Origin of the sequence: Bacillus sp. FSL K6-1012, from assembly GCF_037964915.1 — a bacterium.
Lineage (GTDB): Bacteria > Bacillota > Bacilli > Bacillales > Bacillaceae > Bacillus > Bacillus halotolerans.
The window spans coordinates 2,585,150-2,601,462 of the sequence record NZ_CP150175.1 but is presented as its reverse complement, the minus strand read 5'-3'; the positions used below and the strand labels follow the sequence as shown (position 1 = coordinate 2,601,462).

The 16,313-nt window shown below is 42.2% G+C and carries 19 protein-coding genes; 12 read left to right on the top strand and 7 right to left on the bottom strand.

Annotated features, from left to right (window positions below; translation table 11 throughout):
* Positions 1 to 30 precede the first annotated feature (30 nt).
* The 4 genes from rpoD (at position 31) to NSS75_RS13420 (ending at position 3,863) form a co-directional block, all read left to right on the top strand.
* Positions 31 to 1,146, top strand: a complete 1,116-nt coding sequence (rpoD, locus tag NSS75_RS13435; protein WP_003226225.1) for an RNA polymerase sigma factor RpoD — start codon at positions 31 to 33, stop codon at positions 1,144 to 1,146.
* 328 nt (positions 1,147 to 1,474) lie between these two features.
* Complete coding sequence (gene cccA, locus NSS75_RS13430) at positions 1,475 to 1,837, top strand: cytochrome c550 (RefSeq protein WP_003237051.1); 363 nt, start codon at positions 1,475 to 1,477, stop codon at positions 1,835 to 1,837.
* A gap of 243 nt (positions 1,838 to 2,080) precedes the next feature.
* Positions 2,081 to 2,749, top strand: coding sequence for a tRNA (adenine(22)-N(1))-methyltransferase TrmK (trmK, locus tag NSS75_RS13425; protein WP_255238327.1), 669 nt, complete (start codon positions 2,081 to 2,083; stop codon positions 2,747 to 2,749).
* A complete protein-coding gene (locus NSS75_RS13420; protein WP_339233365.1) occupies positions 2,742 to 3,863 on the top strand; it encodes a Nif3-like dinuclear metal center hexameric protein in 1,122 nt (373 codons plus the stop codon). The genes trmK and NSS75_RS13420 overlap by 8 nt, the downstream gene beginning before the upstream one ends.
* A gap of 23 nt (positions 3,864 to 3,886) precedes the next feature.
* Here NSS75_RS13420 and NSS75_RS13415 read toward each other — a convergent pair whose 3' ends face one another.
* Positions 3,887 to 4,831, bottom strand: coding sequence for a 4-hydroxy-3-methylbut-2-enyl diphosphate reductase (locus tag NSS75_RS13415; protein WP_024122079.1), 945 nt, complete (start codon positions 4,829 to 4,831; stop codon positions 3,887 to 3,889).
* A gap of 123 nt (positions 4,832 to 4,954) precedes the next feature.
* Positions 4,955 to 5,680 carry a VrrA/YqfQ family protein gene (gene vrrA, locus NSS75_RS13410; protein ID WP_095713290.1) on the bottom strand — a complete coding sequence of 242 codons (726 nt, stop codon included), beginning with the start codon at positions 5,678 to 5,680 and terminating at the stop codon, positions 4,955 to 4,957.
* Between the two features lie 167 nt (positions 5,681 to 5,847).
* Here vrrA and cshB point away from each other — a divergent pair, with 167 nt between their 5' ends.
* Together cshB and NSS75_RS13400 are read left to right on the top strand one after the other, a co-directional pair.
* On the top strand, positions 5,848 to 7,164 hold the full coding sequence (gene cshB, locus NSS75_RS13405; RefSeq protein WP_024122078.1) for a DEAD-box ATP-dependent RNA helicase CshB: 1,317 nt from the start codon (positions 5,848 to 5,850) through the stop codon (positions 7,162 to 7,164).
* Between the two features lie 9 nt (positions 7,165 to 7,173).
* Entirely contained in the window at positions 7,174 to 8,067 is an 894-nt protein-coding gene (locus tag NSS75_RS13400; RefSeq protein ID WP_024122077.1) for a deoxyribonuclease IV, read from the top strand.
* A 31-nt stretch (positions 8,068 to 8,098) separates the two neighbouring features.
* Here NSS75_RS13400 and NSS75_RS13395 read toward each other — a convergent pair whose 3' ends face one another.
* Positions 8,099 to 8,353, bottom strand: a complete 255-nt coding sequence (locus NSS75_RS13395) for a DUF2624 domain-containing protein (protein WP_059352365.1) — start codon at positions 8,351 to 8,353, stop codon at positions 8,099 to 8,101.
* A 116-nt stretch (positions 8,354 to 8,469) separates the two neighbouring features.
* Here NSS75_RS13395 and NSS75_RS13390 point away from each other — a divergent pair, with 116 nt between their 5' ends.
* Positions 8,470 to 9,351, top strand: coding sequence for a YitT family protein (locus tag NSS75_RS13390; RefSeq protein WP_010334965.1), 882 nt, complete (start codon positions 8,470 to 8,472; stop codon positions 9,349 to 9,351).
* A gap of 141 nt (positions 9,352 to 9,492) precedes the next feature.
* Positions 9,493 to 9,930 (top strand): Fur family transcriptional regulator, encoded by a 438-nt coding sequence (locus NSS75_RS13385; protein ID WP_010334964.1) that lies wholly within the window; start codon positions 9,493 to 9,495, stop codon positions 9,928 to 9,930.
* Between the two features lie 42 nt (positions 9,931 to 9,972).
* Here the strand turns inward: NSS75_RS13385 and NSS75_RS13380 are convergent, their stop codons facing one another.
* A complete protein-coding gene (locus NSS75_RS13380; RefSeq protein WP_101861050.1) occupies positions 9,973 to 10,554 on the bottom strand; it encodes a hypothetical protein in 582 nt (193 codons plus the stop codon).
* A 132-nt stretch (positions 10,555 to 10,686) separates the two neighbouring features.
* On the opposite strand from NSS75_RS13380, the gene NSS75_RS13375 reads away from it, so the two are divergent.
* Positions 10,687 to 11,076 (top strand): DUF308 domain-containing protein, encoded by a 390-nt coding sequence (locus NSS75_RS13375; RefSeq protein ID WP_082687864.1) that lies wholly within the window; start codon positions 10,687 to 10,689, stop codon positions 11,074 to 11,076.
* 24 nt (positions 11,077 to 11,100) lie between these two features.
* Here the strand turns inward: NSS75_RS13375 and ispG are convergent, their stop codons facing one another.
* The 3 genes from ispG to NSS75_RS13360 all read right to left on the bottom strand — a co-directional run bounded on the left by ispG (position 11,101) and on the right by NSS75_RS13360 (position 13,515).
* Entirely contained in the window at positions 11,101 to 12,219 is a 1,119-nt protein-coding gene (gene ispG, locus NSS75_RS13370; RefSeq protein WP_174754447.1) for a flavodoxin-dependent (E)-4-hydroxy-3-methylbut-2-enyl-diphosphate synthase, read from the bottom strand.
* A 137-nt stretch (positions 12,220 to 12,356) separates the two neighbouring features.
* Entirely contained in the window at positions 12,357 to 12,656 is a 300-nt protein-coding gene (locus NSS75_RS13365) for a LysM domain-containing protein (RefSeq protein WP_024122073.1), read from the bottom strand.
* 97 nt (positions 12,657 to 12,753) lie between these two features.
* Positions 12,754 to 13,515 carry a DUF1189 domain-containing protein gene (locus tag NSS75_RS13360; protein ID WP_024122072.1) on the bottom strand — a complete coding sequence of 254 codons (762 nt, stop codon included), beginning with the start codon at positions 13,513 to 13,515 and terminating at the stop codon, positions 12,754 to 12,756.
* A 129-nt stretch (positions 13,516 to 13,644) separates the two neighbouring features.
* Here NSS75_RS13360 and NSS75_RS13355 point away from each other — a divergent pair, with 129 nt between their 5' ends.
* The 3 genes from NSS75_RS13355 (at position 13,645) to NSS75_RS13345 (ending at position 16,313) form a co-directional block, all read left to right on the top strand.
* A complete protein-coding gene (locus NSS75_RS13355) occupies positions 13,645 to 14,127 on the top strand; it encodes a DUF456 domain-containing protein (RefSeq protein ID WP_010334953.1) in 483 nt (160 codons plus the stop codon).
* Between the two features lie 177 nt (positions 14,128 to 14,304).
* Entirely contained in the window at positions 14,305 to 14,913 is a 609-nt protein-coding gene (gene sodA, locus NSS75_RS13350) for a superoxide dismutase SodA (protein WP_024122071.1), read from the top strand.
* A 107-nt stretch (positions 14,914 to 15,020) separates the two neighbouring features.
* Positions 15,021 to 16,313, top strand: coding sequence for an MFS transporter (locus NSS75_RS13345; protein ID WP_101864536.1), 1,293 nt, complete (start codon positions 15,021 to 15,023; stop codon positions 16,311 to 16,313).

The following is a 16,313-nucleotide window of genomic DNA, read 5'->3' as shown; positions in this document are numbered from 1 at the left end:
CGTTGCAAGCTTTGGAAGGAGGGATCCATAATGGCTGATAAACAAACCCACGAAACTGAATTAACATTCGACCAAGTGAAAGAACAATTAACCGAGTCTGGTAAAAAACGTGGCGTTTTGACATATGAAGAAATTGCTGAGCGTATGTCCAGCTTTGAGATTGAATCAGACCAAATGGATGAGTATTATGAATTTTTAGGTGAACAAGGTGTTGAATTAATTAGTGAGAATGAAGAAACAGAAGATCCTAATATTCAGCAGCTTGCCAAAGCCGAAGAAGAATTTGACCTTAATGACCTAAGTGTACCGCCTGGTGTCAAAATCAATGACCCAGTTCGTATGTATTTAAAGGAAATCGGCCGGGTTAACCTTCTTTCTGCAAAGGAAGAAATCGCCTATGCGCAAAAAATTGAAGAAGGTGATGAAGAATCCAAACGCAGATTGGCTGAAGCGAACCTGCGGCTTGTTGTCAGCATCGCCAAACGGTACGTCGGACGCGGAATGCTGTTCCTTGACCTGATCCAAGAAGGTAACATGGGTCTGATGAAAGCCGTTGAGAAATTTGATTACCGTAAGGGTTATAAATTCAGTACGTATGCTACGTGGTGGATCAGACAGGCGATTACACGCGCCATTGCCGATCAGGCGAGAACGATCCGGATCCCCGTTCATATGGTTGAAACCATTAATAAATTAATCCGCGTACAGCGTCAGCTATTGCAAGACTTAGGCAGAGAGCCAACACCTGAAGAAATTGCGGAAGACATGGATTTAACACCTGAAAAAGTACGTGAAATCTTAAAAATAGCACAAGAGCCAGTGTCCCTTGAAACACCGATCGGTGAAGAGGATGATTCCCATCTTGGTGATTTCATCGAAGATCAAGAGGCTACTTCACCTTCAGATCACGCGGCATACGAGCTATTGAAAGAGCAGCTTGAAGACGTGCTTGATACGTTAACAGATCGTGAAGAAAATGTATTGCGGCTTCGATTCGGTCTTGATGACGGACGTACAAGAACATTGGAAGAGGTCGGCAAGGTATTTGGAGTTACGAGAGAGCGTATTCGACAAATCGAAGCGAAAGCGCTGCGGAAACTAAGACATCCTAGCAGAAGTAAACGTTTGAAAGATTTTCTAGAATAAGATGGAACGGGTCTTGCAGATCCGTTCTTCTTTTTTTAAAAAGATATATGGATAATATGCCTTTATTTTACTGAAAAATGATGTCATTTGCAAATGAACATTGTAATGAAAAATTTCAATATACCAATCCATATTTTCTATTGTAAGCGTATACAATACATTATACAATAGAATAAAAGGAATGTTAGAGAAATAGGCATGTTTTGATTCAATTTTGTATAAAGTGTGAATAAAAAACTTTTGTATGCCAATCCATTTACTTTTTGTAAAAATAAGTTAGAATTAGAAGTGTTTACATAGGGGGAAGGATCATAAAGGGGGAAGGGAAATGAAATGGAATCCGCTTATTCCATTTTTACTAATCGCTGTTTTAGGAATTGGTCTGACTTTCTTTTTATCAGTAAAGGGGCTTGATGACTCTCGCGAGATTGCGAGCGGTGGAGAAAGCAAGTCTGCTGAAAAAGATGATGCAAACGCTTCACCGGAAGATATTTACAAGGCGAATTGTATCGCGTGTCACGGGGAAAATTATGAAGGGGTTTCGGGTCCGAGTTTAAAAGGTGTAGGGGATAAGAAGGATGTCGCTGAAATCAAAACAAAGATTGAAAAAGGCGGTAATGGAATGCCTTCCGGTCTTGTTCCGGCTGATAAGCTTGATGACATGGCAGAATGGGTGTCTAAAATTAAATAAAGGATGTATCTTTCTCCTTATACGTTCTCAGGCCGCCGAGATGTTCTCGACAGCCTTTTATTTTTGTCCGTCATCCCGACTTGATGTTGTTCCTGCAAAGAAATAAACTGAAAATCATTCGCTCAGCTTGGATTCCGGGCTGATTTTTTATATGATAGAAAAGGAAAAAATGATTGAGAAAAGTTGTGATGACTAGTGAACGAATTAAAATTATCAAAACGATTACAAACAGTAGCGGAGTACATACCGGATGGAGCCGTAGTAGCGGATATTGGTTCTGACCATGCTTACCTTCCCTGTTATGCGGTGCTGAATCATAAAGCCAGCAAAGCTATTGCTGGAGAAATAACAGACGGTCCATTCTTGTCTGCCAAACGGCAGGTCGAAAAATCGGGTTTAAGCGCACACATAACGGTAAGGCAAGGAGACGGCCTGGAAGTGCTTCAGAAAGGTGAGGCTGACGCCATAACAATTGCCGGAATGGGCGGGTCACTGATCGCTCATATTTTAGAAGCAGGCAAAGAAAAACTGACAGGTAAAGAACGGCTTATTTTACAGCCGAATATTCATGCCGTTCATATTAGAGAGTGGCTGTATAAAGAAGGATACGCACTTATTGATGAAGTGATTCTTGAGGAAGACGGAAAGTGCTATGAGGTACTTGTCGCCGAATCCGGAAACAGAGATGCAGCTTATGCAGGAATTTCTTTGCCGGCCGGAATGCTCGTAGGCCCATTTTTGGCAAAAGAAAAGAATGCTGTATTTTTGAAAAAATGGACACAAGAGCTTCAGCATACTCAAAACATATATGAACAGATCAGCCGTGCTGCAACATCTGAAGATAACAAACAGAAATTGAAGGAACTAACCGATCGAATGAAGCTATTAAAGGAGGTTATCGATCATGGCTAAAACGGTAAACGGACAGCAAGTCATCCAGCTGTTTGAACAATTTTCTCCGAAAGCCTATGCAGTTGAGGGCGATAAAATCGGTCTGCAAATCGGCAGTTTAAATAAACCGGTTAAAAATGTGATGGTTACGCTGGATGTATTGGAAAGCGTTGTCGATGAAGCGATTGAAAAAGATGTTGATTTAATCATTGCGCACCATCCTCCTATTTTCCGGCCGCTAAAGCATATTTCAACTGATCAGCCCGGCGGAAGGCTGATTGAAAAGTGTTTGAAGCATGATATTGCTGTCTATGCGGCTCATACTAACTTAGATGTTGCTGATGGCGGCGTAAATGATCTGCTTGCTGAGGCCTTGGAGCTGAGTGAAACTGAAGTATTGGCCCCTGCTTATACCGATCCTCTTAAAAAGCTGGTCGTATACGTGCCGAAAGAATATGAGGAGCAGGTCAGAGGAGCGCTGGGAAATGCGGGGGCAGGCCATATCGGTGAGTACAGCCATTGTGCGTTTTCATCTGAGGGCATTGGCAGCTTTAAGCCACTGGACGGCGCACAGCCTTTTATCGGAGAGGTAGGAGAGCTTGAGCTCGTTCATGAAGTCAGACTGGAGACTGTGTTTCCTAAAAGCATAGAAAAAGCCGTTATAAACGCAATGATAAAAAGCCATCCATATGAAGAAGTGGCTTATGATGTTTATCCTGTCGAACAGTCACCAGCTGAAAAAGGGCTAGGCCGTGTCGGAACACTTAAAAATGAAATGACGCTTCAGGAATTCGCTTTGTTTGTGAAAGACAAGCTTCAAGTGAACGGCGTCAGAATGGTGGGACAGGCTGACAGCATGGTGAAGAAAGTAGCTGTTCTCGGAGGAGACGGGAACAAGTATATCCACCAGGCAAAACGAAAAGGCGCAGATGTTTACGTTACAGGTGATCTATATTTCCATGTTGCCCATGATGCGATGATGCTTGGTCTGAATGTCATTGATCCAGGCCATTACGCTGAAAAAATCATGAAAGAAGGCGTCACAAAAAAACTGACGTCAATGTGTAAGGATAAAAAAGTAGACGTCAATATCTTTATTTCTGAAACGGATACAAATCCATTTACTTTTCTATAAAAAAAACTGAGGCTGTGAGGGCCTCAGTTTTTTGCTTTCACTTTCGGAAGGATTTTTTTGAGCGGAACATTGTGTTCAATTGTCCAAGTTGATGGGTCTTCATGATCGAACTGTTCTAAAAAGCGAATCACTTCTTTGGTGATCGGTGTCGGTGTTGAAGCTCCGGCAGTAACGGCAACGGTATTTACGCCTTTAAGCCATTCCAATTTTAATTCGCTTAGATCGCCGATTCGGTACGCTTTTGTTCCGGCTATTTCCTCTGACACTTGAGCGAGCCGGTTTGAATTGTTGCTTTTCGGGTCGCCGACAACGATCGTTAAGTCCGCTTTTTTCGCCTGTTCCGATACAGCTTCCTGCCGTACCTGAGTAGCCAGGCAAATCTCTTGGTGATATTCAACGTGAGGATATTTTTCCTTCACAAGCTCCATAATATCGTGAACATCCCATTGAGACATTGTCGTTTGGTTTGTTACGATCAATTTTTCAGCTTGGGTATCGAGATTTTTGACATCTTCCGGCGTTTCAACCAAGTGAACGATATCAGGCGCAACGCCAACCGCTCCTTCCGGCTCCGGATGGCCTTTTTTGCCGATATAGATTACGTGGTATCCTTTTTCTTTCATTTCTAAGATTAAATTGTGGGTTTTCGTTACATCCGGACATGTAGCATCTATTGCGACTAATCCTTTTTCTTCGGCGATTCGTCTAACCTCGGGAGAAACGCCGTGCGCTGTGAAAATGACAGTTCCTTTGTCAACCTGCTTCAGGATGTCCAGTCGATTAGCGCCGTCCAATGTATAAATGCCATCTTCCTCAAACGCATCAGTGACGTGTTTATTATGAACAATCATCCCGAGTATATAAATGGGTCTTGGCAAGCTTTTATCCAGTGCCGCGTTTTTAGCGATTACCATAGCGTCAACAACACCATAGCAATAGCCGCGCGGCGAAATTTTAATTACGTCCATTTTCGGTTGTCCTCCAATACAGAAGTGAGTAAAGGCAATATAAAAAGCCGTAATCAAACGGCTCTAATCTTGCATTCTTCTGATCTCCATTATAGCCAAACTCACTCCAGATATCAAAGAATGTTAAATATATAATCTCGGCTTTGAACTGCCTGATGTTTTTTTCGAGGAAGGAGAGGGCGTTTCCTTTTTCTGTGAGACAGATGTTTTTGATTTTTGTTCCTTTAAGTCCGGTGCTGCTGTTTTTTTTGCAGATGATGGTCTGCTTGCTATTGATTTTTCCTTTTCACCAGATTCGTTTGCCGCAGCTTTCTTTTCTGTTTCTGTATTATCTTCTGTTTCTGTATTATCTTCCGATTCTGTCTTCGTTTCTTCTTCAGTGCCCTCTGTATCATCGTTTTTGCTTAATTGACTGTAAAGCTTTATCATTGCCGGCAGATTGCGGACTAAGGGTCCGTACTGCTGGATCATAGGGGTGACTTGCTGCGCCATGCCGAGCACTTTTTGCACATTGTTGAGCATACTGGATAACGATGCCGGATTGGCGAGATTTTGAATGCCTTGCAGACCTGCTCCTCCGCCTGCGGCTGCTCCGGGTGCCCCTGTGCCTCCTGCGCCGGGCAAAAATTTGGACAGCATCCCTTTTAAGCCTGTGCCCGCCCCATTTCTTGCTCCAGCGTTTGGCTGAGGAAGAAATTGCTGCCCTGATTGCTGGAAACCTTGCTGCGGCGGACCAAATGAAGGTCTTCGCATTTCAGGCGCTGTTCTTCCCATCATGCGCTGGTTTTGCATAGGGCGGGGCGGACCGGGCTGCGGATAGTTTCTCATTGGCTGCTGCTGTGAAAACATACTTGTACCTCCTTTCAGCTCTCTCTGCTATTACAATATGCATGGGTTTCGGTATTTGCTTTCCTTATCTGAATAAACAAACGCCTTCCAAACGTGGTGTTTTTAAGGTAAATCGGGTATAATGTGATGATGGACACATAATGTGCCGCTTTAAGGAGCTGGGAAAAATGAAAGAAACTAAATTTGATGTGTATGAATTGAAACCGTTTATTATAGATGCAGTACATCGCCTTGGTTTTTATGAACCGACTGATATTCAAAAAAGGCTGATTCCTGCTGTATTAAAAAAAGAAAGCGTCATCGGACAGTCTCAGACGGGAACCGGAAAGACTCACGCTTACTTACTTCCTTTGTTAAATAAAATTGATCCTGCTAAGGATGTCGTTCAGGTGGTCATCACGGCTCCGACGCGCGAGCTTGCCAACCAAATTTATCAGGAAGCGCTGAAAATCACGCAGGGTGCAGAAGGCGATTCGATCCGTTCGAAATGTTTTATCGGAGGAACAGATAAGCAGAAAGCCATTGATAAACTGAAAACGCAGCCGCATCTAGTCGTCGGAACGCCGGGACGGATTGCGGATTTAATCAAAGAACAGGCATTAAGTGTTCATAAAGCTGAGTCTCTTGTTATTGATGAAGCGGATTTAATGCTGGATATGGGGTTCCTTGCAGACGTTGATTACATTGGTTCACGCATGCCGGAGAATCTGCAGATGCTTGTGTTCTCTGCAACTATTCCGGAAAAGCTGAAACCGTTTTTGAAAAAATATATGGAAAATCCGAAATATGCCCACGTGGAGCCGAAACAGGTCACTGCTGCAAAAATTGAGCATATTCTTATTCCTTCAAAGCACCGTGATAAGGACAAGCTCCTTTTCGATATCATGTCTAATCTGAACCCATACTTAGGCATTGTGTTTGCCAATACGAAAAACACTGCCGACCATATTGCCAAATATTTGATGGGCAAAGGTATGAAAATCGGACTTCTGCACGGCGGCTTAACGCCTCGTGAGCGGAAAAAAGTCATGAAGCAGATTAATGATTTGGAATTCACTTATGTAATTGCAACTGACCTCGCCGCAAGAGGTATTGATATTAAAGGTGTCAGCCATGTCATCAACTATGAGCTGCCGGATGATCTTGATTTCTATGTTCACCGTGTGGGCAGAACAGCGCGCGCGGGTTCTTCAGGACAGGCCATGACAATTTATGAGCTTTCTGATGAGGATGCATTGGTGAAGCTTGAGAAAATGGGTATTGAGTTTGATTACCTGGAGATTGAAAAAGGCGAATGGAAAAAAGGCGATGACCGCCAGCGCCGCCAAAAGCGTAAAAAGACGCCAAACGAAGCAGATGAAATCGCCCATCGTCTCGTGAAAAAGCCGAAGAAGGTTAAGCCGGGATATAAAAAGAAAATGAGCTACGAGATGGAGAAAATTAAGAAAAAACAGCGAAGAAATCAATCTAAAAAAAGAAAGTAGGGGAACCGGTTGTTGAGAATAGGTTCACACGTCTCTATGAGCGGAAAACATATGCTTCTGGCTGCGAGTCAGGAAGCAGTCTCTTACGGGGCGAACACGTTTATGATTTATACAGGTGCGCCGCAAAATACGCGCCGAAAAAAAATTGAAGACTTAAATATAGAAGCCGGCCGCGCTCACATGCAGGAAAACGGGATCGACGAGATTATCGTACACGCGCCTTATATTATTAATATTGGCAATACGGTCAATCCGGCTACGTTTGAGCTTGGTGTTGATTTTCTCCGCTCTGAAATTGAGCGGACAGCTGCTATCGGCGCAAAGCAAATCGTCCTTCACCCGGGTGCTCATGTTGGCGCGGGAGCCGAAGAAGGCATTAAAAAAATTATTGAAGGTTTAAATGAAGTCATTGATCCGAATCAAAATGTGCAGATTGCATTAGAAACAATGGCAGGCAAAGGATCTGAATGCGGCAGAAGCTTTGAAGAGCTTGCGCAAATTATTGATGGCGTGACACACAATGAGCATTTGTCTGTATGCTTTGACACATGCCATACACATGATGCCGGCTACAATATTGTCGAAGATTTTGACGGAGTGCTGAATGAGTTCGATAAAATTGTCGGTATTGACAGAATCAAAGTGCTCCATATCAATGACAGCAAAAATATCAAAGGCGCGAGAAAAGACCGTCATGAAAATATTGGCTTCGGGGAAATCGGGTTTGACGCATTGCAATATGTCGTTCATCATGAGCAGTTAAAAGACATTCCGAAAATCCTTGAAACGCCGTATGTCGGTGAAGATAAAAAGAACAAAAAACCGCCGTACCGTTTTGAAATTCAAATGCTGAAAGAAAAGCAATTTGACAACACATTACTCGAAAAGATTTTACAGCAATAAAAAAAGGGGGGGATTGAATTCCCCCCTTTTTTCAGCTTGTGAACTGTTTGAAAAGTTCATGAACGGTTTGGGCTGTTTCTTTTGAAGTAATGGATTCTACTTGTTTCAGCAGCCGCGTACGTTCCTGCTCATTAAAAATATTCACATTTTTCCCGTATAACAGGTTTGCTACTTCAACTGCCTGCGGTTTTGTCAGACTGATTCCGTATTGCTTAGAGTACTTCAATAAATCTTCAGCAGTGGCTTGATTGAGCCTCTGCAAAATAATTCTTTGAAATAATATCATCGAACATTCCACCTCTCAGACATAATGTATGGGCAAATCAGTAAAATGTGTCAGCATTTCATGGTAAAATAGAGTCATAGTCTATTTAAAATAGTTATTGCAGGAAAGGAGATTTTATGACCCCAACAAAACAACACAAAAGAGAATCATTTACCCATTTTATATTCAGGGTCATCATGATTCTGATTGGAGCTGCGTCTGCGGCGGTAAGTATTGAATTATTTTTAGTCCCCAATGATTTTATTGATGGAGGCATTATCGGTGTATCACTTATTTTAGACCACCTCTTTATGTCAAACCCCTTTCTGAATTTCGCTGTATTCGTTGTCATCTTAAACATTCCTTTTATGATCTTCGGATATAAATATATCGGTAAGACCTTCCTCGTTTCTACTGTTATCGGGATTGTCGGCCTTGCCTTAATCGAATCCTCGCTTCACCACGTAGAAGCCATTACGACACAGCCTATTCTGGCTACAGTATTCGGAGGTCTTTTGCTCGGCTTTGGTGTCGGGCTGGTAATTCGAAACGGTGGTTCAATGGACGGCACAGAAATTCTCGGTATCCTTCTAACGAAAAAACTGCCGTTTTCAGTTGGTGAGTTTGTGATGCTCATCAATGTATTTATCTTTATTTGGGCCGGTTTTGTGTTCGGTCCTGAGCAAGCTATGTATTCTTTCATGACTTACTACATTGCCATGAAAACCATTGATGCGGTCATCCAAGGGCTGGATGAAACAAAAGCTGTGATTATTGTCTCGGACCAGTATGATGAGATTTCCGACGCAATATTACACCGTCTCGGACGCGGAACAACAAAGCTGAAGGGAAAAGGCGGCTATACAGACGAGGAAAAAGATGTGATTTATGCAGTTGTCACAAGGCTGGAAGTGACCAAGCTCAAATCCATTGTGTTTGAAGTCGACGATAATGCATTTATTACAATTATGAATACTCATGAAACAAGAGGCGGTAAATTCAAAACCGCAATCCACTAGGCTTTCATTTACTTTTATTCATTTTATGGGTATAATTTTATCAGTAGTAAAGAAAATGGCTTGCTGGTCAGACAGCTGCCATTTTCTTTTTGATATATAAGATACGTTCGTTCTTAAGCAAAGCGAAAAGGGGGGCCCTTCATGAACGTACAAGAAGCGCTGAACTTACTGAAAGAAAACGGATATAAATATACAAGCAAACGGGAAGATATGCTTCAGCTTTTTGCTGATTCGGACAGGTATCTGACCGCTAAAAATGTACTGTCTGCACTAAATGATGATTATCCCGGTTTAAGCTTTGATACGATTTACAGAAACCTTTCTTTATATGAAGAGCTAGGTATTTTGGAAACGACTGAGCTCTCCGGTGAAAAGCTGTTCCGATTTAAATGCTCATTTACTCATCATCACCATCACTTTATTTGCCTGGCTTGCGGCAAAACAAAGGAAATTGAGTCTTGTCCGATGGATAAGCTCTATGATGATCTAGATGGCTATCAGATCAGCGGGCATAAATTTGAGATTTACGGGACATGTCCAAGCTGTGAACAGGAAAAGCAAGATCAACCTTCTGCGTAAGAGTTAAGGATAGAGAAAAAGGAGCCTGATCAGGCTCCTTTTTTAATTTTTCACACGTATGAAATAATGTTTATTTTCATTTATCCATTGAACCGCTTCGAGCCAGTTGTTAACTCTAATGATATTTGAATCGATCGGAAGCTGGTTATAAGGCGAATTGAATAAAATCACCGGTATACCGGCTTCTTTTGCAATCATCATTGCGTTTCCGTGATGATCCTCAAAAAACAAGTCGATGTCATGTTTTTTGACCGCTTCGACTTTATGATGCCCGCCCACGAGCTCTATGTGGTCATAATGGATGTTTTGTCTGTCAAACCATTCGAACGTAACATCGCTTAAATGAGTCCTTCTCGCCGTAATATAAATCAGCCGGTGCTCCTCTTTGAGGAGGTCAAGGGACTGTTTTGCATGCTGCGCAAGAAGTGCTTCTTTATATATGATTGCTTCATTTTGATTCATCCAATCCCAAAATTCTTCCTGTGTAATATGTAACAGTTTTGTTAAATCATAATCCGTCATATCGTTTAATGAAATGGAAAGATTAAACGAGTGGTTTAAATAAGGGACGAATGTATCCTGAGCCGTGATTGTGCCGTCAATATCTATTCCTAACCGTAACATGCCCACACTCCTTCAGTTTCATCCTTCCAAGTGTAACATAAACAATTAACATTACCAGAAAAGTTTAGCAAACATGAATCAGCAAAAATGGATCAAACTATAAAAGCTCCTTTAATAAAACAGAAGGGGGAATTGAAGGTGGCAAACGATTACGAAAAACGTGATAACAACAGTTACTATGTAGATCATGGTTCTGAAGGAACAAATATTACCCGCGACAATGATGGTTTTTTTGAGGAAACGGCTGCTGAAATTGCAGAGCCTTTCCGTGCTTCTGACCGAAGCGGTGACCAAGAGAATGACCGCAGCGGCGGAAATGTCAATGAAGGACGGGGGATAGGTTATATCGCTTTAGCCTTGTCCATTATTTCATTGTTTGTTCTTCCTGTTTTGTTGGGAGCTGCCGGTATTATTGTCGGCTATATCGCAAGAAGAAGAGGAGCCCAAAGCCTGGGTGCATGGGCTATGGGGATTGGTGTTGTTTCATTAGTGCTTGGAATATTTATTATTCCATTTTTCTAATACAAAAAGCTTGACGGGTTCCCGTCAAGCTTTTTGTGTTTCTTCAGCTAATTTCGCTTTTTCAGCCTCAAGCTTTGCGTAGTGCTCTTCAGCAAGTATGTCGATTTCTTTTTTCAGTTCTTCAACCATTGTTTCTTCTGGAACCTTACGGACAATTTTACCTTTTCGGAACAGAAGGCCTTCGCCGCGTGCTCCAGCGATGCCGATATCAGCTTCTCTCGCTTCACCTGGGCCGTTTACCGCACATCCGAGAACGGCGACTTTAATCGGCGCTTTCACTTTAGAAATGTATTCTTCCACTTCGTTGGCGATACTGATCAAATCAATCTCGATACGGCCGCAAGTCGGGCATGAGATGAGGGTTGCAGCGTTAGAGGCCAAACCAAAGGATTTCAATAGCTCTCTCGCTACTTTAACCTCTTCAACCGGGTCTGCGCTTAATGAGATACGCAGGGTGTTACCGATGCCCTTGCTTAAAATCGCGCCAAGTCCTGCTGCGCTTTTTACTGTACCGGCAAACAGCGTTCCTGACTCGGTGATTCCGAGGTGAAGCGGGTAATCAAATGCTTTTGACGCTTTTTCGTAAGCCTCGATGGCAAGGTTTACGTCAGAAGCCTTCATGCTGACGATAATATCGTGAAAATCTAGATCTTCAAGAATCTTAATGTGATGAAGAGCACTTTCTACCATGCCGTCTGCTGTCGGATATCCGTATTTTTCTAAAATCCGTTTTTCCAATGAACCTGCGTTTACACCAATTCGGATTGGAATCCCTTTTTCTTTTGCCGCTTTAACGACCGCTTCGACTTTTTCACGGCGGCCGATGTTGCCTGGGTTGATTCGTATTTTATCTGCGCCGCCTTCAATGGCTTTTAACGCAAGCTTATAATCAAAATGAATGTCAACAACGAGCGGAATGGAGATGCGTTTTTTAATATCCGCAATGGCGTTTGCCGCCCGTTCATCCGGACAAGCCACCCGCACGATTTGGCATCCGGCTTCAGCCAGCCGGTTAATTTCCGCAACCGTTGCTTCTACATCATGTGTTTTGGTTGTTGTCATGCTTTGGATAACGACTTCATTGTTACCGCCTATTGTTAAAGGTCCCACTTTAACGGGACGCGTTTTTGTACGATGGGTGATTTCACTCACTTGTCAATCGCTCCTTAATTGTAGTTGCCGCTTCTAGATAGAATAAACCTAGTATGGTGTATGTCAATGTATTTTACAAATTATATTGTAACAGTGTATTCGCCGAACTGACAAGAAATTAACGTTAATTATGGGTAGACCGGGAATTTGTATGCTGTTCCTGCTTGAATCGTATTGGCTTTTACACTTGGATTAAGCGTTTCAAAATCCTTTACAATATCGTCAGGGGAACTTGCAGACCCGACAATTGACATGACCGTGTCACCCGGTTTTACCGTCACCGTTTTATACGCTGTTTCCTGTACAGTTGTTTTTGCCGATGCTTTATAGACAGGGAGGTTCTGAATGGGGATCGTTCCAATTTTAAGATCATAAAAAATAATAAAAAGGATAAAGAGAATGCTGAATACAAAAGTGAGACGTTTCATTGATTTTGCCTCCCGCATACAAAATTTTTATAACATTGTATGCTTGTCCGTGTTGATTCATGACAAAAGAAAAGAGACTGCGAAGGCAGTCTCCGAATTAAGCAACAGCTTTTTTGGACGGGAGCTCTTTTAATACGAGAAACAGGATGACAAAGTTAACAAACCAGTTGACTAAAAATTCACTTGGCACCGTTGTTTCTAACGCACGCATAATCGTAAAAAATATTGTTGAAAGGGTAATGGAGTAAGCAGAAAGCTTCCATAGCTGCTGGTAGGACAGCTGCTTTTGCTGAGCGTTCTTTATGATTAGCCCGATAAGCGCCAAGAATGATACCTCAATAAATTTTCCCGCCGCTGTCACGAGAAAAATGAGTACCGAGAGAACAGTCACGATCATTGTTTTATTTTGGTTTAACCCTGCAGTGACATCTTTTTTGGTTAAATCTGACGGCATCATTGAGTAAGCCATCTCTTGGGCCTGTCCGTCAATGGCCAAAACAAACTTATCCTGAAGTATACCTATTGCGTTTTGCTTTGCTTTGATTTGTTCAGTGCCATATGCATCCGTCGGATCAAACACAATGACAAAGCCGTTTGCCTTTGATTCTGTGGCTTTTTTTTCATCCGTCTGAAGTTTGCCGTTTGAAATTGTGAAATCAGGGAAATCTTTGTTTAAAACGGATTTAAAGCCGTTCATAGATTGGACGGTCCCTGAGCTTACATAATAAGCAGTGGGGATCGCAAAAAGGACAGAAAGCAAAAATACATAAAGAATCGCTTTTCCGATTCCTTGAAATCTTGTTTTTGCAATATCCCGTGGAGAGTATGTACTTTTGATGAAAAGCTGAAATACATTCACTGTCTTCACTTCCTAGCTATACAATATATGTTGCTTATTGTATCGTTGCCTGCGTATGAATACAAGGAAGACCTGCATTGGCAGAAGTGTAAGATAAGAGATGTAAGCATAATGAGGAGGATGGATTCTATGGATATTTTGTATTGGCTGTTGATCGCGGCACTATTTATCATCGCTTTTATCGGGCTTGTGTATCCTGTTATTCCAAGTGTTGTATTTATCGTTGCCGGTTTTGTATTATACGGATTTTTGTTTTCTTTCAGTCCGTATTCCTATATGTTCTGGCTGGTTGAAGCTGTATTCGCCGCAGTATTATTCGCCGCAGATTACGTTTCCAATCTGCTTGGTGTAAAGAGGTTCGGCGGAAGCAAAGCTGCTATTTGGGGGAGTACGATCGGGTTGTTGATCGGTCCCTTTGTGATTCCGGTTGCGGGGATTATTTTAGGGCCGTTTATCGGAGCTGTTTGCGCAGAGCTTATCGTACATCAAAAAGATGTAAAATCAGCGTTTAAAATTGGGCTAGGCTCATTGATCGGCTTTTTAACGGGGGTCATTGCAAAGGGAATTATTCAGCTTTTAATGATCGGATATTTTTTATGGACTGTCCTGTAAGAATTGCTGTCAGGAGGTTTAAGGGGGCAAAGTAACGGTTAAAGTGAAATATGTCTGCTGAAATAGCCAAATTGTGAGCTTTTTCATTGATTACACGGCGTTCTTTTGTTACATTGAATGAAGAAAGGCTCGCTGTGAAGCGGCATTTCAGTACATATATATTAAGGAGGAATTATCATGGCTTACGAACTTCCAGAATTACCTTATGCGTACGATGCTTTAGAACCGCATATCGACAAGGAAACTATGAATATTCACCATACGAAGCACCATAACACATACGTTACAAATTTAAACAAAGCGGTTGAAGGAAACACTGCTCTTGCAAACAAATCAGTTGAAGAGCTTGTTGCAGATCTAGATTCTGTTCCTGAAAACATCCGCACAGCAGTCCGCAACAATGGCGGCGGACACGCGAACCACAAATTATTCTGGACACTTTTATCTCCAAACGGCGGTGGCGAGCCAACTGGCGAGCTTGCTGAAGAGATCAACAGTGTATTTGGAAGCTTGGACAAATTCAAAGAACAATTCGCTGCAGCAGCAGCTGGACGTTTCGGTTCAGGCTGGGCATGGCTTGTTGTAAATAACGGCAAACTTGAAATCACAAGCACGCCAAACCAAGATTCTCCGCTTTCTGAAGGCAAAACGCCTATCCTAGGTCTTGATGTTTGGGAGCATGCTTACTACCTTAACTATCAAAACCGCCGTCCTGATTACATTTCAGCTTTCTGGAATGTGGTAAACTGGGACGAAGTTGCTCGTCTTTACAGCGCAGCAAAATAATAACGCAAAACAAGGCCCTCATAAAAGGGCCTTGTTTTTTTATGTCTTCTCTTTACATATCTCGGTTTCAGTGAGACAGACTAAGGGGTAGTAAAGGGGAGTCAGTAATGAGCAAACTAAAAAAGGTAATTGGAGATGTAAATGTAAATAAAGGATTACTTCTTCTGCTGACCGTTGGCGGTCTTTACTCGTTAGGAATTGCGCTTTCCAATACATTTGTGAATGTGTATCTCTGGAAGCAGTCAGGAAAATTTATTGATTTGGCGATATACAACTTATCGATTGTGACGATGCAGCCGATAACATTTTATTTAGCTGGCCGATTAGCCAAAAAAATAGACCGGGTTTTCATTCTTAGATTTGGAGTGATTTTTTTAGCAGCATTTTATTTAAGTGTGCTGCTGGCTGGAGAAACTGCAGCATCACGTCTTGTTCTCATCGGAGCGGTGCTCGGAGTAGGCTATGGATTTTACTGGCTCGCGTTTAATGTGCTCACCTTTGAAATAACAGAGCCTGATACGCGGGATTTTTTCAACGGCTTTATGGGCATCCTGTCCTCATCCGCAGGAATGATTGGTCCGATTGTTGCAGGATTTGTCATCTCAAGGCTTGAAAATAATACGGGTTACACTGTCATTTTCAGTCTCTCCCTCAGTTTATTTGCACTGGCTGTCATGATGAGCTTCTTCCTAAAACGTAGAGAATCAAAGGGCCAATTTATGCTGAGTAAGGTATTTGGAGAACGCCACACTAATATGAACTGGCGGCGAATTACAAATGCGCATTTTTTTCAGGGCTTGAGAGAAGGGATTTTCGTCTTTTTAATCAGTGTTTTTGTGTTTATTGAGACAAACAGCGAACTGGCCCTCGGAACCTTTGGTCTCGTCAACTCCGCTGTTTCCTTTTTTGCCTATTATTTTGCATCAAGGCTGATCAAGAAAAAGGCCCGTAAAAAATCAATTTTGCTGGGCGGCCTTATTTTGTACGGTGCGCTGTTTTTGATACTCTTTCATATGAGCTTTACGACATTATTGACGTACGGCGTGTTTATTGCGATCGGCTATCCTCTTTTGCTCGTGCCTTATGTATCGCTTACATATGATGTCATAGGACGGGCCAGACATGCCAGAAAAGCGAGAATTGAATATATCGTGCTGAGAGAAATGTTTTTAAACGCCGGCAGAATTGTTTCGATTTTATGCTTTCTCCTTATCGTGGCCCTTTTTAAAGAAGATATGGGTATACCGTTGTCGCTTGCCATCTTGGGCATCGGGCATCCGCTCATTTATTACTTTGTCAAGGATATTCGTTTTAAAGAGAAAGAAGAGGAAAATGAAACTATGGAGGAAGACGGCCACAAACGGGTGACTGAACCGAACCTTTTAAAAGGCGAAAGATAA

Bases quoted from the DNA above. Each gene is read 5' to 3' on its own strand.
- cshB (WP_024122078.1), top strand. From the start codon at position 5,848: ATGAAAGAAACTAAATTTGATGTGTATGAATTGAAACCGTTTATTATA.
- NSS75_RS13380 (WP_101861050.1), bottom strand. From the start codon at position 10,554: ATGTTACGGTTAGGAATAGATATTGACGGCACAATCACGGCTCAGGAT.
- NSS75_RS13390 (WP_010334965.1), top strand. From the start codon at position 8,470: ATGACCCCAACAAAACAACACAAAAGAGAATCATTTACCCATTTTATA.
- rpoD (WP_003226225.1), top strand. From the start codon at position 31: ATGGCTGATAAACAAACCCACGAAACTGAATTAACATTCGACCAAGTG.
- NSS75_RS13395 (WP_059352365.1), bottom strand. From the start codon at position 8,353: ATGATATTATTTCAAAGAATTATTTTGCAGAGGCTCAATCAAGCCACT.
- vrrA (WP_095713290.1), bottom strand. From the start codon at position 5,680: ATGTTTTCACAGCAGCAGCCAATGAGAAACTATCCGCAGCCCGGTCCG.
- NSS75_RS13345 (WP_101864536.1), top strand. From the start codon at position 15,021: ATGAGCAAACTAAAAAAGGTAATTGGAGATGTAAATGTAAATAAAGGA.
- sodA (WP_024122071.1), top strand. From the start codon at position 14,305: ATGGCTTACGAACTTCCAGAATTACCTTATGCGTACGATGCTTTAGAA.
- NSS75_RS13355 (WP_010334953.1), top strand. From the start codon at position 13,645: ATGGATATTTTGTATTGGCTGTTGATCGCGGCACTATTTATCATCGCT.
- cccA (WP_003237051.1), top strand. From the start codon at position 1,475: ATGAAATGGAATCCGCTTATTCCATTTTTACTAATCGCTGTTTTAGGA.
- NSS75_RS13385 (WP_010334964.1), top strand. From the start codon at position 9,493: ATGAACGTACAAGAAGCGCTGAACTTACTGAAAGAAAACGGATATAAA.
- NSS75_RS13420 (WP_339233365.1), top strand. From the start codon at position 2,742: ATGGCTAAAACGGTAAACGGACAGCAAGTCATCCAGCTGTTTGAACAA.
- NSS75_RS13365 (WP_024122073.1), bottom strand. From the start codon at position 12,656: ATGAAACGTCTCACTTTTGTATTCAGCATTCTCTTTATCCTTTTTATT.
- NSS75_RS13415 (WP_024122079.1), bottom strand. From the start codon at position 4,831: ATGGACGTAATTAAAATTTCGCCGCGCGGCTATTGCTATGGTGTTGTT.